Here is a 26,462-nt window from a genome sequence, read left to right as displayed (position 1 = left end):
GAGCGGGCATGACCAAGGCTCCCGAGCCCCGCAAGGGCATGCCGTCGCCCCAGCTTGATGAGGCTGAATTCCGCAAGCGCTTCCTGTCGCAGTTCACCGATCCGGCGTTCGACCCGTTGAAGGCCGATCTCGACCGCGTCGCCGCAGTGGCCTGGGACGGCTACGACCAGGGCCGCAAGGCGCCGCGCACGCATAAGGCGGGCAAAGGCTTCGCCGATCCTGGCTATGACTTGTCGGACGACTGGCGCGCCGCGCGCGACGCCATCCACCAGGCGCAGCGGGAGCATGACGACCCGGCGCAACCGCCGTGCATCCTTATCGTCAACGGCTCGTCACGCAGCGAGCACACGTGCCCCGGTGAAATGTCGAAGAGCTGGCGCCTGCTCGAGATCGCGCAGGAGATTTGCGGCGTCGACGGCACGCTCGTGCGCTTGCTCGACCTGTCACGGCTGGCAAGCGAATACGGCCGCAACATCCACCCGTGCAAAGCCTGCTTCTCGACCGCTGCCGCACTCTGCCACTGGCCGTGCAGCTGCTATCCCAATTACGCCTTGGGGCAGACCCAGGACTGGATGAACGACATCTACCCGATGTGGGTGCGGGCGCACGGGATCATGCTGATCAACCCGGTCAACTGGTATTCGCCAACATCGCCGATGAAGCTGATGATGGACCGGCTGGTGTGCGCCGACGGCGGGAATCCCGACCCCACAAGCACGCATGGCAAGGACGCCAAGAAGGCCAAGCAGCTCGAGCTCGACGGCTGGCCCTATCCGCGCCATCTCGAAGGACGGGTCTTCTCGGTCATCGTCCACGGCGACGTCGAAGGGGCGGAGAATGTCCGCCGAAGCCTCGCCGACTGGCTGCGTTTCATGAAGCTGAAGCCCGCCGGCCCGACCGCCGAGCTCGACCGCTACATCGGCTATTGGAAGCCCTACGCGACCAGCCATGACGAGCTCGACGCCGACCACGATGTGCAGGAAGAAGTGCGCAACGCCGCACGGACCTTGCTCCGCGCGGTCCAGGAGCAGCGCGCCGGCAAGCTGATCGACGCCGGCGAAGGGCTCGACCAGGTGCGTCAGAAGTAGCGGGGTGGTCAGGCGCGGGTCATCACCCTAAATGGCCCCGGATCGTCATTCCCGCGAAAGCGGGAATCCAGCTGATCAAAACCCCCGAAGAAAGAAGCGGGATCCCCGCTTTCGCAGGGATGACGGAAGAGATGCATGGCTGACCAAACTGATTTCGACGTGCTGGTGATTGGTGCCGGGCCAGGCGGCTACGTCGCCGCGATCCGCGCTGCCCAACTCGGCCTCAAGACCGCTTGCGCGGAAAGCCGCGAGACGCTCGGCGGCACCTGCCTCAACGTCGGCTGCATCCCGTCCAAGGCGTTGCTCCACGCGTCCGAATATTATGACGCCGCGGCCAATGGCGCGATGGCCGCGATGGGCATCAAGGTCACGCCCGAACTCGACCTTCCGGCGATGCACGGCCAGCGCAAGGACGCGGTCAAGGGCCTGACCGGGGGCATCGAATTCCTGTTCAAGAAGAACAAGGTCGAATGGCTCAAGGGCCTCGCGACGTTCGAAAGCGCGAATAGCGTCAAAGTCGGGGACCGCACCGTCACCGCCAAGAACATCGTCATCGCCACCGGCTCCTCGGTCACCCCGCTGCCGGGGGTCGAGATCGACGAGAAGATCGTCGTCTCCTCGACCGGCGCGCTGGAGCTTGAGCAGGTGCCCGAGCATCTCGTGGTGATCGGCGGCGGCGTGATCGGGCTCGAGCTCGGCAGCGTCTGGCGGCGGCTTGGCGCCAAGGTCACCTGCGTCGAGTTCCTCGACCAGATCCTGCCCGGCTTCGACGACGACATCCGCAAGGAATCGAACAAGATCTTCAAGAAGCAGGGGATCGAATTCAGGCTCGGCACCAAGGTCACCGGCGTGGCGGTAAGCGGCGCCAAGGCGACGATCACGGTCGAACCCGCCAAGGGCGGCGCGGCCGAAACGATCGAGGCAAGCCACGTCCTCGTCTCCATCGGGCGACGTCCCAACACCGACGGCCTCGGCCTCGACAAGATTGGGCTCAAGCTTAACCAGCGCGGCCAGATCGAGACCGATCACAGCTTCAAGACCGCGGTCCCCGGCGTGTGGGCGATCGGCGACGTCATCCCCGGCCCGATGCTCGCGCACAAGGCCGAGGATGAGGGCATTGCGGTGGCAGAGAATATCGCGGGCCTGACCGGAATCGTGAACCACGATGTCATCCCAAGCGTGGTCTATACCATGCCCGAGATCGCCGGCGTCGGCCTGACCGAGGCGCAGGCCAAGGAACATGGCGACATCAAGGTCGGCAAGTTCCCGATGCTCGCCAACAGCCGCGCCAAGACCAATCATGAACCCGACGGCTTCGTGAAGGTCATCGCCGACGCCCGCACCGACCGCGTGCTTGGCGTGTGGGTCATCGCCAGCGTCGGCGGGACGATGATCGCCCAGGCCGCGCAGGCGATGGAATTCGGCGCGACCAGCGAGGACATCGCCTACACCTGCCACGCCCACCCGACCCACAGCGAAGCGCTCAAGGAAGCGGCGATGGCCGTGACCGGCAAGCCCATTCACATTTAAGGCGCTTCGCAATGGGAGCTGTTCGTTCGCGCTTGCGCCGCTGGCACATCTGGCTCGGCTGGATTGTGGGCATTCCGTTCCTGGTGTGGACCGTGTCGGGCTTGATCATGGTGTGGAAGCCGATCGAGGAGGTGCGCGGCACGCACCTGCTCGCCGATCCCAAGCCGATGCGCATGACCGGCCTCGCGGTCCCGCCGGTGGTCGCCGGGCTGCCGATCGCGGCCTTGAAGCTCGAGCCGCGCGCCGCCGGGCCGCGCTGGGTGCTCGGCCTGCCCGACGGCACCACCCGCCTCGCCGATCCACAAAGCGGCGCGCTGCTTCCGCCCCTGTCCGCCGCCGACGCGGTGCGGGAGGTCGGCGCGCGCTACACGGGGGAGGCGAAGGTCGCCGCCGTCACGCGCATCGATCCTGCCCGGCCCCCGGTCGATTTCCGCCGCGACATGGCCGCGTGGCAGGTGCGGATGGACGACGGCACGCATTTCTACGTCGATCCCGGATCAGGCGAGGTGGTCGCGCGCCGCACCGCCTGGTGGCGATTCTATGATTTCATGTGGGGCCTGCACATCATGGACCCGCAGACGCGCGAGGACACGCACAATCCGTGGGTGATCGGCTTCGGCATCGTCTCGCTGGTCACGACCCTGCTCGCCCTCATCATGCTGCCGATGACGATCAGGCGCCGCCGCAAGGCCGCGCGCAATGCGGCCTAGCCGAGCCCGAACAGCCGTCCGAGCAGGCCCAGCACGCTCCAGTCCTTGGCCGTCAGCCGCACCGGCGACGAGGACGCGCATTCCAGGCAGCGCGCCTGGATCGTGGGTCCGGCGGCGATCATCCGCACTTCGGCCAGCGCAGCGGCGATCTGCTGCTCCGGCCGCCGGGCAAGGGCGCCGAACGCGTCGGCGGGTGTCTGGCCGTCGTCCTCGCCCCAGTTGAAGGCGTTGAGCAATTCGTCCTCGAAGCTGCGCGGCGGATCGAGGTAGCGCGCGGTCCGGCTTCCCGCCTCGATCTTGGCCAGCTCGCCCGCCTTGGCCACGGCTTCGTCGATCCCGCCGAAACCGTCGACCAGGCCCAGCTGGCGCGCCGTGCCGCCGTCCCACACGCGGCCCTGTGCGATCGCATCGATCTGCGCGGGCGACTTGCCCCGCGACTGGGCGACGATCGTCAGGAAGCGCCGGTAAGTCGATTCGATGCCCGTCTGGATGAGCGCATTGACCTCGGGCGAGGGGCCGCGGAGCAGGTCGGGCTCGCCTGACAGCGGCGTCGTCTTGATGCCGTCGGCGCCGACGCCAAGCTTGTCGAGAGCACCCTGAAAGCTCGGCAGCACGCCGAACACGCCAATCGATCCGGTGATGGTCGACGGCTCGGCGTAGATGAAGTCGGCGGGGGTCGCGACCCAATAGCCGCCAGATGCCGCGGTATTCCCCATCGACACGACGATCGGGATCTTCTTCGCCTTGGCGTCGAGCAGGGCCTGGCGGATGCGTTCCGACGCCAGCACCGACCCGCCCGGGCTATCGACCCGCACCACCAGTGCCTTCACGCCGCTTTCGACGCCCTTGGAAATGGCGCGCGCAATCGTATCGCCGCCCGCCGATCCTGCCGGCTGGTCGCCATCGACGATCATGCCCGCGACCGTGACCACGCCGATCGGCCCGCTGCCCGACGCCGTCACCGTATCGTTGACGTAGGCGCGCAGCTTGATGCGCTGGAAGCCCGCGGGATCGTCGGCATTGTCGCCGCCCAGTTGCGCCAGCCGCGCCTCGAAGGCGGATCGTTCGGCCACCTTGTCCACCAGCCCCGCGCGGAGCGCCGCCTGCGCCATGTCGCCGCCCGCGCGCTGCACCGCGCCCGGCATGTCGCGCAGGAACAGGTCGACGTTCGCCTTGGGGCGCGCCACGCGGACAAGATCGCGCCAATGTTCCAGCACGGCCTGCCCCAGGGCCTCGGCATTCTGCCTGGCTTCGGGCGACATGTCGCTGCGCGTGTAGGGCTCGACTGCGGCCTTGTGCGTGCCGACGCGATAGACGTTGGCGGTCACGCCCAGCTTGTCGAGCAGGCCCTTGAAATAGAGGTTGGCGCCGCCGGGCCCGGCGATCACCACCGCGCCGAGCGGGTTGAGCCACACTTCAGAGGCGGATGCAGCGAGGAGATAGCTGTCGTCGCTGTAGCCGACGGCATAGGCCACGACCGGCTTGCCCGCGGCACGGACGCGGCGGACCGCATCGGCGATATCGGACACCGCGACCTGCCCACCGCCAAGGAATCCATCGAGGTCGAGCGCGACCGCCTTCACCCGCGAATCCGTGCGCGCCTCATCGAGCGCGCCGACGACGTCGCGCAGCCGATGCTGGCGAATCATGCGGCCTCCGGCGACATCGGCCCATGTGGACGGTGCGGGCTGCTCGACCACGGTGCCGTCAAGCGACAGATCGAGCACGCCGGCCACGACCGGCTCGGGCCGCATCGACAAGGCCATGTAGAGGAGACCGAAGAACATCAGCATCGCGATCAGGACGAGCGCGTCCTTGATCCCGACCAGCAGCTTCCAGATTGCGGATACGAATTTCATTCTTCGGTCGCCTTTTTCGAGCTGCCGCTAGCCGGGATAGCGGGTCTTTGCGAGCGACGCGAAGCAATCCGTCCGCGCCACAGCCAGATTGCTTCGTCACTCCGTTGCTCGCAATGACATGGGATGGAACAGCCGGTCATCAAGCCCCGTGTGCGACCGCCGGTGTGGAGCGAGGAGCTTCGCGCGACGCTGACGCTGGCCTGGCCGCTGATCCTCAGCAACCTGACCTTCGCGTTGATCCAGGCGACCGACGTGGTGCTGATGGGCTGGCTCGGCCCGCAGCAGCTCGCCGCCTCGGCGCTCGGGATCAACCTTACCTGGCCGCTCGGCTTTGCCGCGTTCGGCATCCTCACCGCCGCCTCGCCGATGATGGCCACCGCGCTCGGCGCCAAGGCGCACTCGGTCCGCGACGTCCGGCGCAGCTTCCGCCAGTCAATGTGGCTGGCGGTGATGGCCGCGCTGCCCCTGTGGCTGATGCTGTGGCATGCCGAAACGATCATTCTTGCGCTCGGCCAGCAGCCCGATCTGGCGCGCGACGCGGCCATCTTCCTGCGCGGCTACATGTGGACCATGCTGCCCTGGCTGCTGTTCCAGGCGATGCGCAACTTCCTCGCCGCAGTCGAGCGCCCCGGCTGGGTGCTGGCGATCAGCGCGGTCGGAATCTTCGCCAACGCCTTGCTCGGCTGGGCTCTGATCTTCGGCCGTTTCGGGCTGCCCGCGATGGGGATCTTCGGCGGCGGCCTCGCCAGTTCGATCGTGTGGACCGGGATCGCGCTGGCTTTGGCGGCGGTTATCCTGACCGACCGGCAGTTCCGCCGCTTCCACCTGTTCGGGCATTTCTGGCGGCCCGACTGGCCGCGCCTCGGGCGGATGCTTCGGCTCGGCATTCCGATCGGCTTTGCCTTTGCCTTCGAAGGCGCGGTGTTCGGCGCCGCCGCTTATCTGATGGGGCTGATCGACGCCGCCAGCGTCGCCGCGCACGCCGTCGCGCTGCAGATTGCCGCGCTGACCTTCATGGTTCCGTGGGGCCTCAGCCAGGCGGCCACCGTGCGCGTCGGCCGCGCGCTCGGCGCGGGCGATGTCGATGGGCTTGGCCGCGCAGGGTGGATCGCCTGGTCGCTTGGCGTGCTGTTCATGGCGGCGATGGCGGCGGTAATGTGGGCCGTCCCGCGCGACCTCGTCGGCTTCTTCCTGGACGACACGCCCGCCAACGCCCGCGTGATCGACCTTGCCGTCACCTTCCTCGTCGTCGCCGCTGCCTTCCAGATTTTCGACGGAGCACAGGTCGTCGGCGCGGGCATGCTGCGCGGCCTCCACGATACGCGGATGCCGATGCTGTTCGCCTTGCTCGGCTATTGGGTCATCGGCATCGGCGCCGGCGCCTGGCTGGCGTTTGAGCGGGGCTGGGACGGCGTCGGCATCTGGACTGGGCTTGCGATCGGCCTCGGCATCGTTTCCGCGCTGATGCTGGGCCGATGGGCTCTTCGGGAACGCTTCGAGCTGGTTCGTACGCGAGGGGCAGGATGACGCATTCGAGGAATTGGGGGATCGCCAGGGAAGTGGCGTTAGGACTGGGCGTTGCCATTCTGGGGATCGGGCCTTGGGCGCTCCTCGCGCCGCTCAACGCGCGGATCCGCCCTGACCTGCCGTGGGCGGCAGCCGCCACGTTGATCCTCCTGGCCTTGCTCGCTTGGTGGCTTGCGGGCGGTGGTCCGCCGCGCGCGTCGCGAGATGCCCGATGGCGGACGCTTCGCCTCTGGTCCGCGGGCGGGCCGGAGAGGGCGCATCGCTGGTCCGCCGAGACCTGGATGCTGATCCTTGTTTTCGTCGCCCTTACTGCCGCGTGGATCGGATTGAGCGGCGGCCGGCCCCTCCCCGACGGCTCGCAATATCCGACGACGGCCTTCCGGATTTCGGCATTCGTGATGACGCCGCTCGTCGCCGGCGTCGCGGAGGAAATGGCCTATCGCGGCTTCATGTTCAGTCGGCTGGAACGGTTCGGCCCGGAGACCGCGATGGTGGTGACAAGTGCCGTGTTCGCGGCAGCGCATTTGGTGCACGGGCTAGGCGTTCTGGTGCTGCTGCCCGGCTTTTTCCTCATCTCGCTTATCTATTGCGCGCTGGTCCGGCGCACGGGATCAATCCTTCCCGGAATGGCGCTGCATATGCTGGGCGATGCCGCTTATTTGCTGTTCGCCGTTCTTGGCGGGAACATCGGATGGCTCTTCGCGACCTCCTAGGTGCCAAGCGTGAAAGCATCAGCCTGACCCGCCTTTCGCACGGTTGAAAAAGCCATCGCTCGGACTCGTTGACGAATAGGAAAGGCCGACCCATATGCCCCTCACGCTGGCACTCTCCCCTGGGGAGTGCCAACGGCAATGTTCAACTAGAAAGAGGGGGTTTACACCCATGGGATTCAGGCCGCTTCATGACCGCGTCCTCGTTCGCCGCGTCGAAGCTGACGAGAAGACGTCGGGCGGGATCATCATCCCGGATACCGCCAAGGAAAAGCCGCAGGAAGGCGAAGTCGTCGCCGTCGGCGGCGGTGCCAAGACCGAAGAAGGAAAGGTCACGCCGCTGGACGTCAAGGCTGGCGACAAGATCCTGTTCGGTAAGTGGTCGGGCACCGAGGTCAAGATCGACGGTGAAGACCTGATCATCATGAAGGAAAGCGACATCCTCGGGATCGTCGCCTGACCTTTTCCGCGCTCGCTCGCGCATGCGCGTGGCAAGTGCGACTTTTTGTGACTTTCCACATTCAGAAAGGGTAGCCCAATGGCAGCCAAAGACGTGAAATTCAGCCGCGATGCGCGTGAGCGCATTCTCGCCGGCGTCGACATCCTCGCCAATGCCGTGAAGGTGACGCTGGGTCCCAAGGGCCGCAACGTCGTCATCGACAAGAGCTTCGGCGCGCCGCGCATCACCAAGGACGGCGTCACCGTCGCCAAGGAGATCGAGCTCAAGGACAAGTTCGAGAACATGGGCGCGCAGATGGTGCGCGAAGTGGCCTCGAAGACCAACGACATCGCCGGCGATGGCACCACGACCGCGACCGTGCTGGCGCAGTCGATCGTGCGCGAAGGCATGAAGTCGGTCGCCGCGGGCATGAACCCGATGGACCTCAAGCGCGGCATCGATCTCGCCGTGACCAAGGTTGTCGCGGACCTCAAGGAGCGGTCGAAGGCCGTTGCCGGATCGAACGAGATCGCGCAGGTCGGCATCATTTCCGCCAACGGCGACCGCGAAGTCGGCGAAAAGATCGCCGAGGCGATGGAAAAGGTCGGCAAGGAAGGCGTCATCACGGTCGAGGAAGCCAAGGGCCTCGAGTTCGAACTCGACGTCGTCGAAGGCATGCAGTTCGACCGCGGTTATTTGTCGCCTTACTTCATCACCAACCCGGAAAAGATGTCGGTCGAACTTAGCGACCCCTACATCCTCATCCACGAAAAGAAGCTGTCGAACCTGCAGGCGATGCTTCCGATCCTCGAAGCCGTGGTGCAGAGCGGTCGTCCGCTGCTCATCATCGCCGAGGACATCGAAGGCGAAGCGCTGGCGACTCTGGTCGTCAACAAGCTGCGCGGCGGCCTCAAGGTCGCGGCGGTCAAGGCGCCGGGCTTCGGCGATCGCCGCAAGGCGATGCTCGAGGACATTGCGATCCTCTCGGGCGGCGAAATGATCAGCGAAGATCTCGGCATCAAGCTGGAGAACGTCACGGTCAACATGCTCGGCCAGGCCAAGCGCGTCACCATCGACAAGGACAACACGACCATCGTCGACGGCGCGGGCACCCGCGAAGCGATCGAGGCGCGTGTTGGTGCGATCCGTCAGCAGATCGAGAACACCACGTCCGACTATGACCGTGAAAAGCTGCAGGAGCGGCTGGCCAAGCTGGCCGGCGGCGTTGCGGTGATCAAGGTTGGAGGCGCGTCCGAGGTCGAGGTCAAGGAACGCAAGGATCGTGTCGACGACGCGCTCCACGCCACCCGCGCTGCGGTCGAGGAAGGAATCGTCCCCGGCGGCGGCACGGCGCTGCTTTATGCCGGCAAGGCGCTCGAAGGCCTCAAGGGCGAAAATGACGACCAGACCCGCGGTATCGACATCATCCGTCGCTCGCTGCAGGCTCCGGTGCGTCAGATCGCCGAGAACGCCGGCCATGACGGTGCGGTGGTCGCGGGCAAGCTGATCGACGGCAATGATCCAACGCTTGGCTTCAATGCCCAGACCGAGGTGTACGAGAACCTCGTCCAGGCCGGCGTCATCGACCCGACCAAGGTCGTTCGCGCCGCGCTCCAGGACGCGGCCTCGGTTGCCGGCCTGCTGATCACCACCGAAGCCACCATCGCCGACGCGCCGGACGACAAGCCGGCCCCCGCGATGGCCGGTGGCGGCATGGGCGGCATGGGCGGAATGGACTTCTAGCCTGAGGCGGCCGGGGACAGCGAAGCGGTCGCTAAGCGGCCGTTAGCAGTCCCCGGACTCGCCGAAGGCCGGACGGCCTGCGCCATCAGGCGACAGGACCGACGGCGCGGATCTACGCCGCGCCGGGCACGCCCGAAGCTAGTTGTTCAAAGAAGGGTCGGCCGCCGCAGCGTCCGGCCCTTCGTCATTCGCCGTCTGGTCGAGCAAATCCTCCGCCTCATTCAATTGCGCCGCCTCGTCGCGTGTCGGCAGCGGCGGCTGCGCATCGCGGCAACCCGCGACCAGCAAGCAGATGAGTGGAAGGGCAATCTTCATTCCGCTCGAAGTACCACTTCAATCGGCAATAGAAAAAGGGCCGCCCGGTTGCCCGGACGGCCCTTCCTTTTCGTCGAAGCGAAAAGCTTAGTTGGCTGCGTTGTCAGCCGCGTTGTCGACCGCTTCACCAGCGTTCTCAACCGCGTTGCCGGCCGCATCCAGCTCGTTGCCGGCGGCGTTCAGGGCAGCATCGGCGCTGTTGCTGGCGGCGTTGACGTCGGCCTCGGCCTCGGTCTCGATCGTGTTCACGACGCTGGCATTGTTGTCAGCGGCATTGTCCTGGCAAGCGGCGAGGCCGAGCGACAGGACCGCAACGGTCAGAGCAACCTTCTTCATAGTCTTTCCACTCCCAATAACGACGCCCAAGGGGAGGCGTCAGTTCGGCCATCCGCGAGTCGCTTCGGGCCAGACCGCCGGCAATAGCGGTGATCTCTAGCCTCGCACAAGACATTATTTTGGCATTCGGTTTGACGATATAAAGATATCTTTATATCTTTAACTTACGTGATGACGATGCTTCCGCTCTCCGACCGTCTCCAGGCCCTCGCCGACGCCACGCGTCTGCGGATCCTCGCCTTGCTGCGGGTGATGGAATTGTCGGTGGGCGAACTGGCGCAGGTGCTCGGCCAAAGCCAGCCGCGGGTGTCGCGGCACCTGAAGATTCTCGCCGATGCGGGTGTGCTTGAACGCCGCAAGGAAGGCAGCTGGGTGTTCCTGACCTTGGCCGAAGCAGCGCGGGTCGATCCGATGTTCGCGTTGATCGACGCTTGGTCGGATAGTGCGACCGACGCCTCCTTCGCGGCCGACGCGGCGCGCATCGACGCCATCCGCGCCGATCGTGCCGAGGCTGCCAACCGCTATTTCGCCGGCCATGCCGAGGTGTGGGACCAGATCCGCTCGCTCCATGTCGCCGAAAGCGATGTCGAACGCGCCATTGACCGGGCGCTTGGGGCAAGACCGCTGGGCACCCTGATCGACATCGGCACCGGCACCGGGCGGATGATCGAATTGCTCGGGCCGCGGGCTACGCAGGCGATCGGCATCGATCGGTCGTCCGAAATGCTTCGGCTGGCACGGGTCAAGCTGGAAGCTGCGGGCATCTCCTCAAGCCTGCGGCAGGGCGACATGTATGCGCTGCCGCTGGCCGACGCGTCGGCCGACAGCGTCGTCATCCACCAGGTGCTACACTACGCCCATTCCCCCGCCGCCGCGATCGCCGAAGCGGCGCGCGTCCTTGCGCCCGGCGGCACCTTGCTGGTTGTCGATTTCGCAGCGCACGACCGCGAAGAATTGCGCACCACCGACGCCCACATCCGCCTCGGCTTTGAGGATGAGGCAATGGCTGGCTGGTTTGCCGCGTCGAGCCTCGTCATGGACCAGGTCGAACACCTCCGCGGCGGCGAGCTGACCGTCACCCTGTGGCGCGGATCTAAGGCGGACGTCCCGCAACGGCAGGCGGCATGAACCGCCAGCCGATCGAGGCGCTGCGCCACCACGAGCCGCTGTTCGCGCAGACCCGCGGCGACATCGCCGTCAGCTTCGAATTCTTCCCGCCCAAGACCGACAAGATGGCGGACACCTTGTGGGAATCGATTCAGACGCTGGCGCCGCTGCAGCCGCGCTTCGTCTCGGTCACTTACGGCGCGGGCGGATCGACCCGCGAGCGTACCCATGCGACGGTCGAGCGGATCCTCAAGGAAACGCCGCTGACTCCGGCCGCGCACTTGACCTGCGTCGGCGCCAGCCGCGCCGAGGTCGATGCAGTCGCACAGGAATATTGGGATCTCGGCGTACGCCACATCGTCGCATTGCGCGGCGACGCGCCCGAGGCGGGCATCAAATATCAGCCGCATCCGCAGGGCTATCGCGATGCGACCGAGCTGGTCGCGGGCCTCAAGCAGGTCGCACCGTTCGACATTTCGGTCGCGGCCTATCCGGAAATGCATCCGGACTCGTCGTCGCGCGCCTTCGATCTCGAAAACCTCAAGCGCAAGGTCGACGCCGGCGCAGACCGCGCGATCACGCAATTCTTCTTTTCCGCCGACTGCTTCTTCCGCTTCCGCGACGAAGCGGCCGCCGCCGGCCTCGATGTGGAGATCGTGCCCGGCATCCTGCCCGTGTCCAACGTCGCCACCACGCGCCGCTTCGCGCAGGCGTGCGGCGCCGCCATCCCCGAATGGCTCGATGCAATGTTCGAAGGGCTCGACGATCTGCCCTCGGCGCGCCAGCTGATCGCGGCGACCGTCGCCGCCGAATTGTGCGGGCAGCTTTACGCGGGCGGCGTCCGTCACTTCCACTTCTACACCTTGAACCGGGCAGAGCTAAGCTACGCAATCTGTCATCTGCTCGGCGTACGGGCACGGGCATGAGCGCGTCTGACTCCCTTCGCGCCCATGCCCGGCAACGGATCCTGATTAAGGACGGCGCCTACGGTACCTTGGTCCAGGCCGAAAAGCTGCGGAGCGAGGATTATTGCGCGGGCCTCGACCTTTCGAAGGATCAGCGCGGCAACAACGATTTGCTCAACATTACCCAGCCGGGGGTGGTGAAGCGCATCTGCGAAAGCTTCGCCGCGGCCGGCGCTGACGTGCTCGCGACCAACACCTTCAATGCCAACCGCATCAGCCAGGCCGATTACGGTGCCGAGGCATTGGTTGCGCGCATCAATCGCGAAGCCGCGCGGATCACGCGCGACGTTGCCGACCAACAGAAGCGGCCGATGTGGGTGGCGGGCGCGCTCGGGCCGACCAACAAGACCCTGTCGCTCTCACCCGACGTCAACGATCCCGCGTTTCGCGAGGTCGATTTCGACACGGTGAAATCGGTCTACCGCGAGCAGATCGACGCGCTGGTCGAGGGCGGGGTCGATTTCATCCTGATCGAAACCGTGTTCGACACGCTCAACGCCAAAGCCGCGATCATGGCCGGGCTGGAGGCCGAACAAGCGCTGGGCTGCGAACTGCCGTTGATGATCTCGATGACGTTGACCGATCTGTCTGGCCGCAACTTGTCCGGTCACACTGTCGAAGCCTTCTGGGCGAGCGTTCGCCATGCGCGGCCGCTGACGATCGGACTCAATTGCTCGTTCGGCGCGGCGCAGCTCCGCCCGCACCTCGCGGCGCTTGCTGCCACCGCCGACACTTTGGTCATGGCCTATCCCAATGCCGGCCTGCCCAACGAGCTTGGCGAGTATGACGAAGCCGCCCAGGAAACCGCCGCCCAAGTGCGCGACTGGATCGACGACGGGCTGGTCAACCTCGTCGGCGGCTGCTGCGGCACGACGCCGGCGCATATCGCGGCGATCGCCAAGGCGGCGCAGAATCAGTTGCCGCGGGCGATCCCGCAGGCGCCAGCGCACACCGTGCTCGCCGGGCTCGAGCCGATGGTCATTGCCGCGTGAGCGAACAGGCGGCTGCACCCACCGCACCGTTCGTCCCGAGCGAAGTCGAGGGACGTGTCTCGACTTCGCTCGACACGAACGGGGAGGGGGTAGCAAGCGCCGGCGCGCGTTTCGTCAATATCGGCGAGCGTACCAACGTCACCGGATCGGCCAAATTCAAGAAGCTGATCCTCGCCGGCGACTATGACGCGGCGGTCGCGGTCGCGCGCGAGCAGGTCGAGAACGGCGCGCAGATCGTCGACGTCAACATGGACGAGGCGCTGCTCGACAGCGAGCTGGCGATGACGACCTTTTTGAAGCGCATCGCCGCCGAGCCCGACATCGCGCGCGTCCCGGTGATGATCGACAGCTCAAAATGGAGCGTGATCGAGGCGGGCCTGAAATGCGTGTCGGGCAAGCCGATCGTCAATTCGATCTCGCTTAAGGAAGGCGAGGCCCTGTTCCTCGACGTCGCGCGCAAATGCCGCCGTTACGGCGCCGCCGCGGTCGTCATGGCGTTCGACGAAACCGGCCAAGCCGACACCGCGCAGCGCAAGGTCGACATTTGCGAGCGCGCCTACAAACTCCTCGTCGCCGACGGCTTCGAAGCGCACGACATCATCTTCGATCCCAACATTTTCGCGGTCGCCACCGGCATCGACGAGCACCGCCGCTACGCGCTCGATTTCATCGAGGCTGCGAGCGAAATCCGCCGGCGCTGCCCCGGGGTCCACATCAGCGGCGGCCTCAGCAACCTCAGCTTCTCGTTCCGCGGCAACGAGCCCGTGCGCCGCGCGATGCACAGCGTCTTTCTCTACCACGCGATCCCCGCGGGCCTCGACATGGCGATCGTCAACGCCGGCCAGCTCGACGTCTACGACGCCATCGATCCCGAGCTGCGCGACGCGTGCGAAGACGTCATCCTCGACCGGCGTGACGATGCGACCGAGCGATTGGTCACGCTCGCGGAACGCTTCCGCGGCACCGACGAAGTGGCCGAAAAGGCCGCGGCGGAATGGCGCTCGCTGCCCGTTGCCGAGCGGCTGTCCTACGCTTTGGTCAAGGGCATCGACCTCGACATCGTCGCCGACACCGAGGAAGCGCGCCAGCAATTCGCGCGGCCGATCGAGGTCATCGAAGGCCCGCTGATGGACGGCATGAACGTCGTCGGCGACCTGTTCGGATCGGGCAAGATGTTCCTGCCGCAAGTCGTCAAATCGGCGCGCGTGATGAAGAAGGCGGTCGCCCACCTCATCCCCTTCATCGAGGAGGAGAAAGAGCGCACCGGCGCGACCCAGGGCAAGGGCCGGATCGTGATGGCCACCGTCAAGGGCGACGTCCACGACATCGGCAAGAACATCGTCGGCGTCGTCCTGCAGTGCAACGGGTTCGAGATCATCGACCTTGGCGTGATGGTGCCGTGGACCGACATCCTCGCCGCCGCGGTTGAGCATAAGGCGGACATGATCGGCCTTAGCGGCCTCATCACCCCCTCGCTCGACGAGATGGTGACGGTCGCAGGCGAGATGCAGCGCGCGGGCATGGCGATGCCGCTGCTGATCGGCGGCGCGACCACCAGCAAGGCACACACAGCGTTGCGCATCGACGAGGCCTACGACGGGCCCGTGATTCACGTCCTCGACGCCAGTCGCGCAGTCGGCGTTGCGTCGAGCTTGGTATCGGACACGCAGCGCGAACCGCTGATCGCCAGTACCGCCGATGATTATGACAAATTGCGCAAGTCGCGCGCGCGCAGCGGGCACAGTGAACTGGCGCCGATCGACGAGGCGCGCGCCAACAGCTTCGCTTTCGATCCCACAGGCCAGGCGCCCGTGCCGCAGCATCCCGGCCTGCACCAATATGGCGAATGGCCGCTCAAGGATCTGCGCGCGTCGATCGACTGGACGCCATTCTTCCGCGCGTGGGAGCTGGCTGGAACGTACCCGGGAATTCTCGACGACCCGATCGTCGGCGACAGTGCGCGAAGCCTGTTCGACGACGCACAAGCCATGCTCGATCGCATCATCGCCGAGCGCTGGCTGACGCCAAAGGGCACGGTCGGGCTATGGCGCTGCAAGCGCGAGGGTGACGACGTGCTCGTGCTTGCGGGCAATGACTGGACGCGCATTCCCTTCCTCCGCCAGCAGGTGCGCAAGCGCGAGGGGCGGGCGAACATGTGCCTGGCCGACTTCATCAATCCCGAGGGCGAGGATTGGATCGGCGGCTTCGCGGTCGGCATCCACGGGCTCGAGCCGCACCTCGCGCGGTTCAAGGCGGAGAATGACGATTATTCGGACATCCTACTGAAGGCGCTTGCCGACCGCCTCGCCGAAAGTTTTGCCGAAGTGCTCCACGCCAAGGTGCGCAAGCGGCTGTGGGGCTATGCCGACGAGCATTTCTCCAACGCCGACCTGATCCGCGAAAGCTACCAGGGCATTCGTCCCGCGCCGGGCTATCCGGCGTGCCCCGACCACAGCTTGAAGCCGATCCTGTTCGACATGCTTGGCGGCGCGCCGGGCGAGGTCAGCCTGACCGAGAATTTCGCGATGTTGCCGACCTCGGCGGTGTCGGGCTTTTACTTCGGCCACCGCGACAGCCAATATTTCGGCGTCGCCCGCATCGGAGAAGACCAGCTGGCCGACTATGCCGCGCGCCGCGATGTCGAGGTCGACGAGGCGCGGCGCTGGCTGCGTCCGAACCTCGACTAGTCGCCGCGCTCGCCGCTCGCCGGTCGCTCCCACACCTTCTTGCCCGCGACCCACGTCTGCAGCACCTGGGTCCGCGCCAGCGCCTGCGCATCGACCGTGCTGACGTCGCGGTTGACGATGATGAAGTCGGCCCACCGCCCCGGCTCGAGCGCGCCGATCTTGCTCTCCGCAAAGCCGGCATAAGCCGCACCGCGCGTGAACGCGTGAAGCGCCTGCGCAAAGGTCAGCTTCTCGGCGGGGATCCACCCGCCCGGCGGCTGCCCATTCATGTCCTCGCGGCTGATTGCCGCGGCGAGGCCGGGAAAGGGGTTGGGTGATTCGACCGGGAAGTCGGACCCAAAGGCGAGTTTCGCGCCGCTCTTTAGCACCGTTTGCCAGGCGTAAGCGCCAGCCAGACGGTTTGGCCCTAGCCGCGCTTCGGCCATCGTCCGGTCGCTCGTCTGGTGCGTCGGCTGCATCGACGCGATGATCCCCGCAGGCGCCAGGCGGCCGATGTCCCTGGGGTCGGCGATCTGGAAATGCTCGATCCGCCAGCGGCCGTCGCGGCCATAGGTTTTCGCCAATCTTTCATAGGTCGTGATGACCTGCGCATTGGCGGCGTCGCCGATCGCGTGGATCGCCAACTGGAAACCGCGCCGCGCCGCTTCATTCGCCTGGTCGCTAATCTGCTTGTCGGTGAGGAACTGCAGGCCGCGCGTGTCGGGTTTGTCGGCGTAAGGCTGCTTCAGCCACGCGCCGCGCGATCCCAGCGCCCCGTCGTCGTACAATTTAACGCCACCCATCTGCAGCCGGTCGCTGAACAGCCAGGGTGTCGGCGCGCTCGGCGAATTCTCCAGCCCGAATGCATAGGCCATGATCCGCAGGTTCAGCGTCTTTGCGCCGCCCGCGGCGAAGAACAGCGCCCAATCGTCTCGGCTTGTACCCATGTCGGCGGCAGCGGTGACACCGACCGACAGGAGCGCTTCCTGTGCCTTGGCAAGTGCCTGCCTGCGCTGCTCGGCGGTGAGCGGGGGCGTTTTCACCAGCGATGCCGCGGCATCGACCAGCAGTCCCGTAGGCGCGCCATCCGCGCCGCGCTCGATCTTGCCGCCAGTGGGATCGGCGGTTGCGGACGTGATCCCCGCGGCCCGCAGTGCCGCGCTGTTGACGATGACTGCATGGCCGTCGACGCGCTCGAGCACCACCGGTCGGTCAGCGACCATGGCGTCGAGATCGGCGGCGATCGGGAAACGCTTGTCGGGCCACAACTCCTGGTTCCAGCCGCGCCCGATGATCCACGGATCCTTGGGATTTGCCGCCGCATGTCCGCGCAGCCGCGCTTGCAAATCCTGCAGCGACGTCGTGCCGACGAGGTCGAGCTGGATCGCCGCTGTGCCAAGCCCCATGACATGGCCGTGCGCATCGATCAGCCCGGGCAGCAGCGTGTGTCCCTTGCCGTCGATCGTGCTTTCGAACGCCATCGGCGGCGGAGGTCCCGTGAGCACCGTGCGCACCTTGCCGTCGCGGCCGATGACCAGGCCGCTGAACCGTTCCAGCTGCCCGTCCGCGCCGACCTGGACGCCCTGGACATTGGTCACGAGCGTGTCGGCATAAGCGGTCGTGGAAAAAAACGCGGCGGCGAGTGCGATGAGGGCCCTGTTCATGACCGGCGCATAGCATTGTTTGCGCGTCCTTGAACCGCTAGGCCGTGCCGCGATGCAGCAGCAGCCGCCGACCATCGACGATATTCGCGGCGCGGCGGCGCGGATCGAAGGCAATGTCGTTCGCACGCCGATGCTGGTCAGCCGGACATTGTCCGAGATCGTCGGCGCGGAGATCTGGCTGAAGTTCGAGAATTTGCAATTTACTGCTGCCTACAAGGAACGCGGCGCGCTCAACAAATTGCTCCAGCTGACCGAGGAGGAGCGTTCGAAGGGCGTCATCGCGGCGTCGGCCGGCAACCATGCGCAAGCGGTCGCGTATCACGGTAAGCGCCTCGGCATTCCGGTGACCATTGTCATGCCCGAGCCGACACCGACGATCAAAGTCACGCAGACCGAAAGCCACGGCGCTAAGGTCATCCTGCACGGCCCGATGTTCGACGATGCCTATGCGCGCGCGCGCGAACTTTCGCTCGAGCAGGGCTTTCATTTCGTCCACCCTTTCGACGACGCGCAGATCGTCGCCGGGGCGGGGACATTGGGCCTCGAAATGCTCGAGGACGCGCCAGATCTCGATACGATCGTCGTGCCGATCGGCGGCGGCGGGCTCATGTCCGGCGTGTCGATCGCGGCGCGAGCGCTCAAGCCGGGGATTGAGCTGATCGGGGTCGAAGCCGAGCTCTATCCTTCAATGAAATGCGCGGTCGACGGCTGCCAGTTGCCGCTCGGCGGCGACACGCTGGCCGAGGGCATTGCCGTCAAGGCGCCTGGCCAGCTCACCTCGCGAATCCTGCGAGAACTGCTCGACGACATCATGCTTGTTCCCGAACGCGACCTTGAGCGCGCAGTGGCGATGCTTGTGGGGATCGAAAAGACGGTGGTCGAAGGGCGGGGGCTGCAGGCCTGGCCGCGATCTTGTCCGACCCCAAGCGGTTCGCGGGCAAGAAGGTCGCGACAATCCTGTGCGGCGGCAACATCGACACGCATCTCCTCGCCAACGTCCTCGTCCGTGACCTTGTCCGCCAGGGGCGCATCGCGCGCCTGCGAGTCGCCGCTGAAGACCGGCCGGGCGCGCTGGCGCTCATCACGCAGCAATTCCACGAAGCCGGCGTCAACATTATCGAGACCAACCACAGCCGCATCTTCACAAGCTTGCCGGCCAAGGACACGGTCATTGAAGTCGAATGCGAAGCTCGCGACGCCAAGGCGATCGACGACGTCGTCTCGCGGCTTGAGGCGGTCGGTTTCAAGGTCGAGCGCGCCTCGCTAGACTGATCCGGCGCTGTCCTCGTTAGGGACAAAGCCCGCGTTAACCCTGTTTGTGTGCGGCCAAGTCTTTTCATTGGCGTTTACCAGCCGCATAAAGAGAGTCGTAACCATGCAAGGGGTCGCCGGGTGAGCGCACCGTTCCGCTTTCCCAAGTTCTTCGTAACGAACCCGAGCCCGTGCCCGTATCTCCCGGGCAAGGTCGAACGGAAGGTCTTTACCGAACTGAGCGGCCGCCACGCGTCGGAGCTTAATGAAGCACTCGGCCGGATCGGCTTTCGCCGCAGCCAGTCGGTCGCTTACCGTCCCAGCTGCATCGACTGCTCGGCCTGCGTTTCGGTGCGCGTGCTCGCGTCGGAATTCGTCGCCAACGGCACGCAGCGCAAGCTGATGCGGCGCCACGCCGACCTTGAAGTCACCGCGTGCAAGCCGTGGACGACCGAGGAGCAATATGCGCTGCTCCGCCGCTATCTCGCCGCGCGCCATCCCGGCGGCGGAATGGCGGAAATGGACGAAAGCGATTTCGCCGACATGGTCGAGCAGACGCCGGTGCGCACCTATGTCGTCGAATATCGCGAGCCGTCGGTCAACGGGCGACCGGGCCGGCTGGTCGGCGCCTGCCTCAGCGACCAGCAGGCCGATGGCCTATCGATGATCTACAGCTTCTTCGATGTCGCCCCGGACGCGCGCAAGGGCCTCGGGACCTTCATCATCCTCGACCATATCATTCGCGCAGCGCGCGCCGGCCTGCCTTACGTCTACCTCGGCTATTGGGTCGAAGGCTCGCCCCGCATGGCGTACAAGCGCAGCTTCCGGCCGCTCGAGCGCCTTGGCCGCGACGGGTGGCGCCGCGCGGACGATCATGAGGACGACGGGGGAATCGGCGAATTGGTCCTGCCGATACGTCCCGAGCGCAAGCGTCTGCTGATCGACGCCTAAGTTCCTATCCTAATTTCACGATGATCATCGACACATTGTCGGGCGCTCCGCGTTCGATCACGCAGTCGAGCAGGGCGTCTATCGCCTGATTGTTGGCGCCGTGCCGCAACTCCGCGGCGATCTCCTGGTCGGTCATGACCCGAGTCAGGCCGTCGCTTGCAAGCAGGAAAAGGTCGCCGGATTGCGCCACGCCGCCAACGACGTCCACTTCCAACGTTTCCGAAACGCCGACCGCGCGAGTGATGACATTGCTGTTGGCATGGCCTTCCGCTTCTTCGGGTTTCAGCATGCCCGCATCGACCAGGTCTTGAACCAAGCTATGGTCGCGGCTGAGGCGGTGCATCTGTCCATCGCGCATCAGGTAGGCGCGGCTGTCGCCTGCCCAGAAGCATCGAAAGACATCGTCGGCAACGATGATCCCGACCACGGTCGTCCCGATGGACTTTTCCCGCGACTGCACGCGGGCCATGTCGACCAACTCGCGGTTGACCCTACGCAATACGTCAATGGCGTCGGCAGCCGCCTCGTCGGGGACCGGATTGTCCGGCAGCGCGCGCAGTGCTTCCACCACCATCCCGCTCGCCACTTCGCCGGATTCGTGGCCGCCCATGCCGTCCGCCACAGCCCACAGGCCGCGCTCGCTCGCAACGAGGATTGCGTCCTCGTTGATCTTCCGCTTGCACCCGACATGCGTTCGGCTGACGCATTCGACGTTCATGCAGGGTCCCCCTGATCCCGCACCCCACTAGCAATCATGAAACGCTTGTGCGATTTCCTTTTTGTTAATCGCGGGCAAGGGGCGCCAGGCGGATGAGCAAGGCATATAGCAACAAGGCGTTGCCTGCGGGCACCGTATTGCGTGAGTGGCGGCTGGAAGAAGTCCTTGGCGTGGGCGGCTTCGGCATCGTCTACAAGGGCCGCGGCATCTATTTTGATGAGCTGGTCGCCATCAAAGAATATTTTCCGAGCTCGATCAGCGAGCGCGATTCGGACGACACCGTCGTGCCGATCGATTCCGACGCGGAAGAAGTGCACGCTCTCGGCCTCAAGAAGTTTGTCGAGGAGGCGAAGCTGCTGTGGAACCTGTCCACGCCTTCGCGCCACCCGAACATCGTCAGCGTCCGCAGCCTCTTCGAAATCCACGGCACCGCTTACATGGTCATGGATTTCGAGGATGGCACGTCGCTGTCGAAGATGATCAAGCAGGGCCGTCGCTTCAATGAGCGCAGCCTGTGGAACATCCTCCAGCCGATCGCCGAAGGGCTCGACCGCGCGCATCGCGTCGGCGTGCTTCACCGCGACATCAAACCGCCCAACATTCTCATCAACGAGGACAACCGGCCGGTCCTGATCGACTTCGGCTCGGCGCGCTTCGACACCGCGGAAGCAACCAGTACCAAGGTCACCTTCCACACCCCGCCCTACGCGGCGATTGAACAATATGTGAAAACCTACCCGCAAGGGCCGTGGACCGACATCTACGCGCTCGGGGTAGTGCTCTACGAGTGCGTGACCGGCGAGAAGCCGCCCGAAGTGCTCGAGCGGTTGCACGCAGGCCTCGGCAAGCCGCTCGCGGAGGGCAAATGGCCGGGCTACACCAAGAAGTTCCTTGCAGGCATCGATGCCGCGATGGTCGTCAAGCCGGATGAGCGCCCGCAGACGATCGGCGACTGGCTGGCATCGTTCGGGAAGGGCGCGAGCGCTGTTGATGCCGTGGTCGACGAGGACGCGACCCGCTTTTACGCCAAGCAGGTCACGGCGGAAGAGATCAAGCCCGTCGCGCCGACGCCGAATGTCGATCCCAGCGTGCCGGTCGAAACCGGCGTTCCGGCAGATCCCAAACAGGCGCGGTTCAAGCGGGCAGGGCAGGATACCGGCACCGCAAGAAAGATTGCCGAGGAAGGCGACGCGATCGCCGCAGCCGCGGGCGGCGCCGCAACTGCCGCGGCGCTTGCCGACGAACGCGGCACCAGCCGAAGCACTGCGCCTGCGAAGAAGGCCGACGCTGGTGCGGCGCCGCCCGCCAAGCATGGGGAGAAATCGCGCAGCCCGGTACTGATGGCGGGGATTGCCGCCGTTGTCCTTGCGGTCGTTGGAGGCGGCGCATTGATGCTTCGCGGCGGTTCCGATCCGCAACCGGCGGCGGAGACGGCCGCTCTGGATGCGCCCGAAACGACGATGACGGTCACCGATGCGACCGCCAACACCACCGTGAATGACACCGCGCCCGTCGAAACAGCGGAAACGTCGACTGAAGCTACGCCTGTCGAGGACACTGCCGCCGCCGACGCCCTTCGCCGTGAAGCGGCCAAGGCCAAGGCGGCCGAGGATCGGCTGAAAGCCATCGAACGCGCGCAAGCTCGCGCGGCGCGGCAAGCCGCCGCCAGCAGCGCGACGGAAATCAAGAAAACACCGACAACCGCGGCCCCAGCAAAGACCGCCGCCGCAGAAACGGGTGTTTCACCAGCCAAGCTGTCGCAATTCTATGGAATCGTCGACGATGCCCGGTCGCAGGCCCGGCGGGTCATCCGCTCCGGCAACAGCCAGAATGCGGCGCTCGCCCGAAATTACGACAGCAATCTCGCCACGCTCCGCGCCTCGATGGCAGGCATCAAGACCAACGCCGAGGCCGACCGGCTGATCAAACAGGCAACGCAGACGCGCGCCTACATCGCTTTCCTGGCCAAGCAGCAATAAAGTGATGGGGTGGCGCCCCTAGCGGGCGTTGACGACCTTTGCGTCGAATTCGGGATTGCTGCGCCACTGGATCTCCGCGCGCGACAGCAAAGCGTGGCGCATCGAGACCTGACCGACCTGGAGCAAAGATCCCACCGGCACGACTGTCGCGCGCGTCACGCGCTCGCCGTCGACATACGTGCCGTTGGTCGAATTGAGGTCGCTGACGAGCAGTTCGTCGTTGGCGATGCCCAAGACGCAATGCTGCCGCGAAACGCTTCCGTCTGGGACGACGATGTCGGCGGGCGCAGACCGGCCGATCTGCGCGCCGGTGCCCGCAACGGTATACAATTCACCGGCGAACTCGCCCTCCTCGACTTCCAGACAGTGAATCTCGGTCGGCTGATCGTCCTCCACGGCGCGCGGCGGCGCCGCCGTCGCGGGCGCAGCCGGCTCCGGCGTGGACCGTCCCGCGGAAATGACGTCGTCGCTGCCTGGGCGGAGCGGGCGGCGTGCAGGTGCGATCGGCTCGGCGACTGGTGTCTGCGGACGCGGTCCCTTGGCCGCGGGGCGCGCGGCCGCCGGAACGTCGAAATCGCTTGACCCGTGCACCAGCCGGCGCAGGTCGTCCATGAAGGTGCGCCAATGGATATCGGTGACGTCGCCGGTCCAGTCGATCAAATCGGCGGTGTGCGTCAATTCGAAGATTACGGGGCGGTCGCACGGTTCGATCATCGCCGGGACCAGCTTGTTCTTGCGGTCCGCCTGCGTGGCTTCGGCGCGCACCCAGCGTGACGCGACCGAGCGTGGCGACCATAGCACGACGACCGCCTTGGCCTCGCGCAGGTTCTTCTCGATGACCTCGTCGAACGTCTCACCCGAATGCAGCGATGCGTCCCACCAGACGCTGAATCCTTCTTCGGTCAGCGCTTCCGCGAACGTGCGCGCGACGGCCCGATCGGACCGTGCATAGGACAGGAAGATATCAGGTCCAGACACGCATTTCCCCCGAAAAACGCCTCGGCCACGGCCTTCGCGCAACGATCAACCGGTCCCGGAAATGTCGTTTCCGCGACTCGGGCGTCTTCAAGGGTTAATTTCGGTTAAGTGTAAGCGAATGTCGAGAGCGGTGCCAAAGCCTCGTCCCGCGTTGGCACGGCTACACGAGCGCGGTGCCAAACTTGTCACACGTTTCAGGGCGGGTAAGGTGCGCCTACGCATCGCCAAGGGGGGCGCGCGCCATGACCGACGCGTCGAATGACGTCTTCATCTCCTACAAGGCGGAGGACCGCAAGCGGCTGGTCCCCTTGGTCGAAGCGCTCGAGGCGGAAGGCTTCAACGTCTGGTGGGACCAGCATATCGGCGGCGGCACCAACTGGCGGGAGGAGATCGAAAGCCATCTCGACGCGGCCAAGGTGGTGATTGTCGTCTGGAGCAAGCGCACCGTCGGCCCGGAAGGCCGCTTCGTCCGTGACGAAGCAAGCGCGGCGCAGGAGGCCGGTCACTACCTCCCGATCACAATCGACAATGTCCGCCCACCGCTCGGCTTTCGTGAGCATCAGGCGATTTCGCTCAGTTCATGGAAGGGCCATTCGTCAGCGGCTTGGCGGCCGGGACCATGTCAACACTCCGGGGATCAATGCTGGTCCGCGGATCAGCCGCCGGGCGGCGATCGCCGGCGGGGCAGGGGCGACACTCGTGGCTGCGGGCGGGCTCGGCTGGTTCTTCACGCGCGGCACCGCGGCAAATACCAGCAGTGTCGCCGTCCTGCCCTTTGCCAATCTCAGCGGCGATCCGGCGCAGGCTTATTTTTCGGACGGTCTTGCGGAAGAGGTGCGTAGCGCGCTGTCGCGGATCAATGGCCTCAAGGTCATCGGACGCACGTCGTCCGAAGTGCTGCGCAACGATGATGCGACGACGGCGGCCCAGCGGCTCGACGTTGGAAGCATCGTGACTGGAAGCGTCCGGCGTTCGCCATCGACGATCCGGGTCAGCGCCCAGCTCGTCGACGGCGGGGATGGCACGGAAAAATGGTCGGAAACCTTCGACCGGCCGACCGGCGACGTGCTCGCCATCCAGACCAGCATCGCTGAGGCCGTGGCCCAGCAATTGCGCAGCCGGCTCGGCGCCGCCGATCGCGCCGCGCTCACCGCTGGGGCACGAAGAACGCCGCGGCTCAGGACCTCCTGCTCAAGGCCGACGCCAATGTCGACGGCAGCATCGACGGCTACAGGACCAGGATCGCGCTTTATGACGCGGCAATCGCCCTCGATCCCGATTATGCGCTGGCCTATTCCGGCAAGGCGGTCGCCGAAAGCAATCTCGTCGCTTATTACGCGGATAGCGCGGCGGAGTTCGAGACCGGGTTCGAGAAGGCATCGGCCGTGGCGCGCAAGGCGATCGCGCTGGCGCCCGAACTTTCGGATGGCCATTACGCGCTCGGGTTCAATCTCATCAGCGCGCTCGATTTTACCGGCGGCTGGGTCGAATATCAGCGGGCCATCGCCATCCCGGGCTGTTCGACCCGCAACATGGTCAGCGTCGCAAACTTTCTTGCGCAGATCGGCCACAGCCGTCGGGCGGATGCGCTCTGGAACCAGGCCAACGCCCGCGACCCCCTCGATCCCAGCGTGGCGCGGTCGCGGGGCTATCTGTTGGTCAGGAGAGGTGCTTATCAGGAAGCGCTTGCAGTGATCGAAAAGCTGATGGCCGACGAACCGACGTCGACCAACGTCCGCAATGGGCTGGCGGCCGCACTGCTTCTTTCAGGCCGGTATGCCGATGCGGCCCGTGCGGCCGACCAGCTGCCTCACGAGCATCCCAATTGGTTTGTGATCCGCTCGGTCGCGGCGGCGCGGACCGGCGACCGCGCGCAAGCTGCCGCGATCCTTGCGGCGATGCGGCAGAAGGCCGGCGACAGCGCGCATTATCAATATGCGCAAATGCTGTCGCAAATGGGCGACCGCGACGGCGCCATGGCCGAGCTTGAGGCGTCCTACAGGGCGCGCGATCCGGGGCTTGGTTTTCTTCCCACCGATGAACATCTGAAACCGTTGCGCGGGGATCCGCGCTTCGCATCACTCATCGCCCGGCTGAGTTTCCCCAAGCCTTAAAGCAAAAGGCGGGGCGCCCGTGAGCGCCCCGCCTTCTCCCCTCGCGCTCAGCAATAAGGTTTAGGCCGCCACGGTCTGCGGCTCGGGCGCCGCTTCCTCTTCCGGATCGCGCAGCACGTAGCCGCGGCCCCAGACGGTCTCGATATAATTGGCGCCACCGCAAGCCAGGCTCAATTTCTTGCGCAGCTTGCAAATGAATACGTCGATGATCTTGAGCTCGGGCTCGTCCATCCCGCCATAGAGGTGGTTGAGGAACATTTCCTTGGTCAGCGTCGTGCCCTTGCGGAGCGAGAGCAGCTCCAGCATCGCATATTCCTTGCCGGTCAGGTGGACGCGGCTGCCGTCGACTTCGACCGTCTTGGCGTCGAGGTTCACGGCGAGCTTCCCGGTGCGGATGACCGATTGGCTGTGGCCCTTCGAGCGGCGGACGATGGCGTGAATGCGCGCGACCAGCTCGTCGCGGTGGAATGGCTTGGTCACATAATCGTCGGCGCCGAAGCCGAGCGCGCGGACCTTGGAGTCCATCTCTCCGATGCCCGACAGGATCAGGACCGGCGTCGACACCTTGGCGGTGCGCACCTTTTTCAGCACGTCATAGCCGTGCATGTCAGGCAGATTCAGGTCGAGGAGGATGATGTCGTAATCGTAGAGCTTGGCGAGGTCCAAGCCCTCTTCGCCCAGATCCGTCGTGTAGACGTTGAAGCCTTCGGTTCCCAGCATCAGCTCAATGCTCTTGGCCGTCGTCGGCTCGTCCTCGATCAGCAGCACCCGCATCGCTGTCCCCCCAATTTGCCGGCCCGCGCGGTTAAGCGCTCTTAAT

General features: G+C 65.6%; 23 protein-coding genes and 1 pseudogene. 16 read left to right on the top strand and 8 right to left on the bottom strand.

Going from position 1 to position 26,462, the window contains the following annotated elements; all coding sequences use genetic code 11:
- The first annotated feature begins 8 nt into the window (after positions 1-8).
- From H9L13_RS11825 to H9L13_RS11815, 3 genes are all read left to right on the top strand, one after another.
- Positions 9-1,088, top strand: a complete 1,080-nt coding sequence (locus tag H9L13_RS11825; protein ID WP_187537870.1) for a flavodoxin family protein — start codon at positions 9-11, stop codon at positions 1,086-1,088.
- 135 nt (positions 1,089-1,223) lie between these two features.
- A complete protein-coding gene (gene lpdA, locus H9L13_RS11820; RefSeq protein WP_187537869.1) occupies positions 1,224-2,618 on the top strand; it encodes a dihydrolipoyl dehydrogenase in 1,395 nt (464 codons plus the stop codon).
- Between the two features lie 11 nt (positions 2,619-2,629).
- Positions 2,630-3,328 (top strand): PepSY domain-containing protein, encoded by a 699-nt coding sequence (locus tag H9L13_RS11815; RefSeq protein ID WP_187537868.1) that lies wholly within the window; start codon positions 2,630-2,632, stop codon positions 3,326-3,328.
- On the opposite strand, the gene sppA is transcribed toward H9L13_RS11815, so the two are convergent.
- Positions 3,325-5,187 (bottom strand): signal peptide peptidase SppA, encoded by a 1,863-nt coding sequence (sppA, locus tag H9L13_RS11810; protein ID WP_187537867.1) that lies wholly within the window; start codon positions 5,185-5,187, stop codon positions 3,325-3,327. The genes H9L13_RS11815 and sppA overlap by 4 nt on opposite strands.
- Before the next feature lie 123 nt (positions 5,188-5,310).
- Here sppA and H9L13_RS11805 point away from each other — a divergent pair, with 123 nt between their 5' ends.
- The 4 genes from H9L13_RS11805 to groL all read left to right on the top strand — a co-directional run bounded on the left by H9L13_RS11805 (position 5,311) and on the right by groL (position 9,606).
- Positions 5,311-6,714, top strand: a complete 1,404-nt coding sequence (locus tag H9L13_RS11805; protein WP_187537866.1) for an MATE family efflux transporter — start codon at positions 5,311-5,313, stop codon at positions 6,712-6,714.
- Positions 6,711-7,427: a CPBP family intramembrane glutamic endopeptidase gene (locus H9L13_RS11800; RefSeq protein ID WP_187537865.1), complete on the top strand. Its 717-nt coding sequence runs from the start codon at positions 6,711-6,713 to the stop codon at positions 7,425-7,427. The genes H9L13_RS11805 and H9L13_RS11800 overlap by 4 nt, the downstream gene beginning before the upstream one ends.
- A 169-nt stretch (positions 7,428-7,596) precedes the next feature.
- Positions 7,597-7,884 (top strand): co-chaperone GroES, encoded by a 288-nt coding sequence (gene groES / locus H9L13_RS11795; RefSeq protein ID WP_187537864.1) that lies wholly within the window; start codon positions 7,597-7,599, stop codon positions 7,882-7,884.
- A 78-nt stretch (positions 7,885-7,962) separates the two neighbouring features.
- Positions 7,963-9,606, top strand: a complete 1,644-nt coding sequence (groL, locus tag H9L13_RS11790; protein ID WP_187537863.1) for a chaperonin GroEL — start codon at positions 7,963-7,965, stop codon at positions 9,604-9,606.
- Positions 9,607-9,744: 138 nt separating this feature from the next.
- Here the strand turns inward: groL and H9L13_RS11785 are convergent, their stop codons facing one another.
- Positions 9,745-9,921 (bottom strand): hypothetical protein, encoded by a 177-nt coding sequence (locus H9L13_RS11785; RefSeq protein WP_187537862.1) that lies wholly within the window; start codon positions 9,919-9,921, stop codon positions 9,745-9,747.
- An 87-nt stretch (positions 9,922-10,008) separates the two neighbouring features.
- The gene (locus H9L13_RS11780) at positions 10,009-10,257 is read right to left on the bottom strand and encodes a circumsporozoite protein (protein ID WP_187537861.1); all 249 of its coding nucleotides are present in this window, start codon (positions 10,255-10,257) and stop codon (positions 10,009-10,011) included.
- A gap of 171 nt (positions 10,258-10,428) precedes the next feature.
- Here H9L13_RS11780 and H9L13_RS11775 point away from each other — a divergent pair, with 171 nt between their 5' ends.
- The 4 genes from H9L13_RS11775 to metH all read left to right on the top strand — a co-directional run bounded on the left by H9L13_RS11775 (position 10,429) and on the right by metH (position 16,008).
- Positions 10,429-11,385, top strand: coding sequence for an ArsR/SmtB family transcription factor (locus H9L13_RS11775; RefSeq protein ID WP_483409554.1), 957 nt, complete (start codon positions 10,429-10,431; stop codon positions 11,383-11,385).
- A complete protein-coding gene (gene metF / locus H9L13_RS11770; RefSeq protein ID WP_187537860.1) occupies positions 11,382-12,290 on the top strand; it encodes a methylenetetrahydrofolate reductase [NAD(P)H] in 909 nt (302 codons plus the stop codon). Before H9L13_RS11775 ends, metF begins: the two co-directional genes overlap by 4 nt.
- Entirely contained in the window at positions 12,287-13,321 is a 1,035-nt protein-coding gene (locus H9L13_RS11765; RefSeq protein WP_187537859.1) for a homocysteine S-methyltransferase family protein, read from the top strand. The genes metF and H9L13_RS11765 overlap by 4 nt, the downstream gene beginning before the upstream one ends.
- 119 nt (positions 13,322-13,440) lie before the next feature.
- Positions 13,441-16,008 carry a methionine synthase gene (metH, locus tag H9L13_RS11760; protein ID WP_235091349.1) on the top strand — a complete coding sequence of 856 codons (2,568 nt, stop codon included), beginning with the start codon at positions 13,441-13,443 and terminating at the stop codon, positions 16,006-16,008.
- Here metH and H9L13_RS11755 read toward each other — a convergent pair.
- Positions 16,005-17,651, bottom strand: coding sequence for an amidohydrolase (locus H9L13_RS11755; RefSeq protein ID WP_187537857.1), 1,647 nt, complete (start codon positions 17,649-17,651; stop codon positions 16,005-16,007). The genes metH and H9L13_RS11755 overlap by 4 nt on opposite strands.
- A 52-nt stretch (positions 17,652-17,703) precedes the next feature.
- On the opposite strand from H9L13_RS11755, the pseudogene H9L13_RS11750 reads away from it, so the two are divergent.
- Positions 17,704-18,923: pseudogene (locus H9L13_RS11750) on the top strand (threonine ammonia-lyase).
- 120 nt (positions 18,924-19,043) lie between these two features.
- Positions 19,044-19,853 carry an arginyltransferase gene (locus H9L13_RS11745; protein WP_187537856.1) on the top strand — a complete coding sequence of 270 codons (810 nt, stop codon included), beginning with the start codon at positions 19,044-19,046 and terminating at the stop codon, positions 19,851-19,853.
- Positions 19,854-19,857: 4 nt separating this feature from the next.
- Here H9L13_RS11745 and H9L13_RS11740 read toward each other — a convergent pair whose 3' ends face one another.
- Positions 19,858-20,571, bottom strand: coding sequence for a PP2C family protein-serine/threonine phosphatase (locus H9L13_RS11740; RefSeq protein ID WP_187537855.1), 714 nt, complete (start codon positions 20,569-20,571; stop codon positions 19,858-19,860).
- 92 nt (positions 20,572-20,663) lie between these two features.
- Here H9L13_RS11740 and H9L13_RS11735 point away from each other — a divergent pair, with 92 nt between their 5' ends.
- The gene (locus H9L13_RS11735; protein ID WP_187537854.1) at positions 20,664-22,550 is read left to right on the top strand and encodes a serine/threonine protein kinase; all 1,887 of its coding nucleotides are present in this window, start codon (positions 20,664-20,666) and stop codon (positions 22,548-22,550) included.
- An 18-nt stretch (positions 22,551-22,568) separates the two neighbouring features.
- Here the strand turns inward: H9L13_RS11735 and H9L13_RS11730 are convergent, their stop codons facing one another.
- Positions 22,569-23,528, bottom strand: coding sequence for a TIR domain-containing protein (locus tag H9L13_RS11730; protein ID WP_187537853.1), 960 nt, complete (start codon positions 23,526-23,528; stop codon positions 22,569-22,571).
- A 242-nt stretch (positions 23,529-23,770) separates the two neighbouring features.
- Here H9L13_RS11730 and H9L13_RS11725 point away from each other — a divergent pair, with 242 nt between their 5' ends.
- Positions 23,771-24,370 carry a toll/interleukin-1 receptor domain-containing protein gene (locus H9L13_RS11725; RefSeq protein WP_187537852.1) on the top strand — a complete coding sequence of 200 codons (600 nt, stop codon included), beginning with the start codon at positions 23,771-23,773 and terminating at the stop codon, positions 24,368-24,370.
- On the opposite strand, the gene H9L13_RS11720 is transcribed toward H9L13_RS11725, so the two are convergent.
- Positions 24,335-24,961 (bottom strand): hypothetical protein, encoded by a 627-nt coding sequence (locus H9L13_RS11720; RefSeq protein WP_187537851.1) that lies wholly within the window; start codon positions 24,959-24,961, stop codon positions 24,335-24,337. The genes H9L13_RS11725 and H9L13_RS11720 overlap by 36 nt on opposite strands.
- Between H9L13_RS11720 and H9L13_RS11715 the strand changes: the two genes are divergently transcribed.
- Positions 24,914-25,642: a tetratricopeptide repeat protein gene (locus H9L13_RS11715; protein WP_187537850.1), complete on the top strand. Its 729-nt coding sequence runs from the start codon at positions 24,914-24,916 to the stop codon at positions 25,640-25,642. The genes H9L13_RS11720 and H9L13_RS11715 overlap by 48 nt on opposite strands.
- Before the next feature lie 60 nt (positions 25,643-25,702).
- On the opposite strand, the gene ctrA is transcribed toward H9L13_RS11715, so the two are convergent.
- Positions 25,703-26,416: a response regulator transcription factor CtrA gene (gene ctrA, locus H9L13_RS11710; RefSeq protein ID WP_187537849.1), complete on the bottom strand. Its 714-nt coding sequence runs from the start codon at positions 26,414-26,416 to the stop codon at positions 25,703-25,705.
- Positions 26,417-26,462: the final 46 nt, after the last annotated feature.

This window comes from Sphingomonas lutea (assembly GCF_014396785.1).
Taxonomy (GTDB): domain Bacteria; phylum Pseudomonadota; class Alphaproteobacteria; order Sphingomonadales; family Sphingomonadaceae; genus Sphingomicrobium; species Sphingomicrobium luteum.
This window is presented reverse-complemented; position numbering and strand designations above follow the sequence as displayed.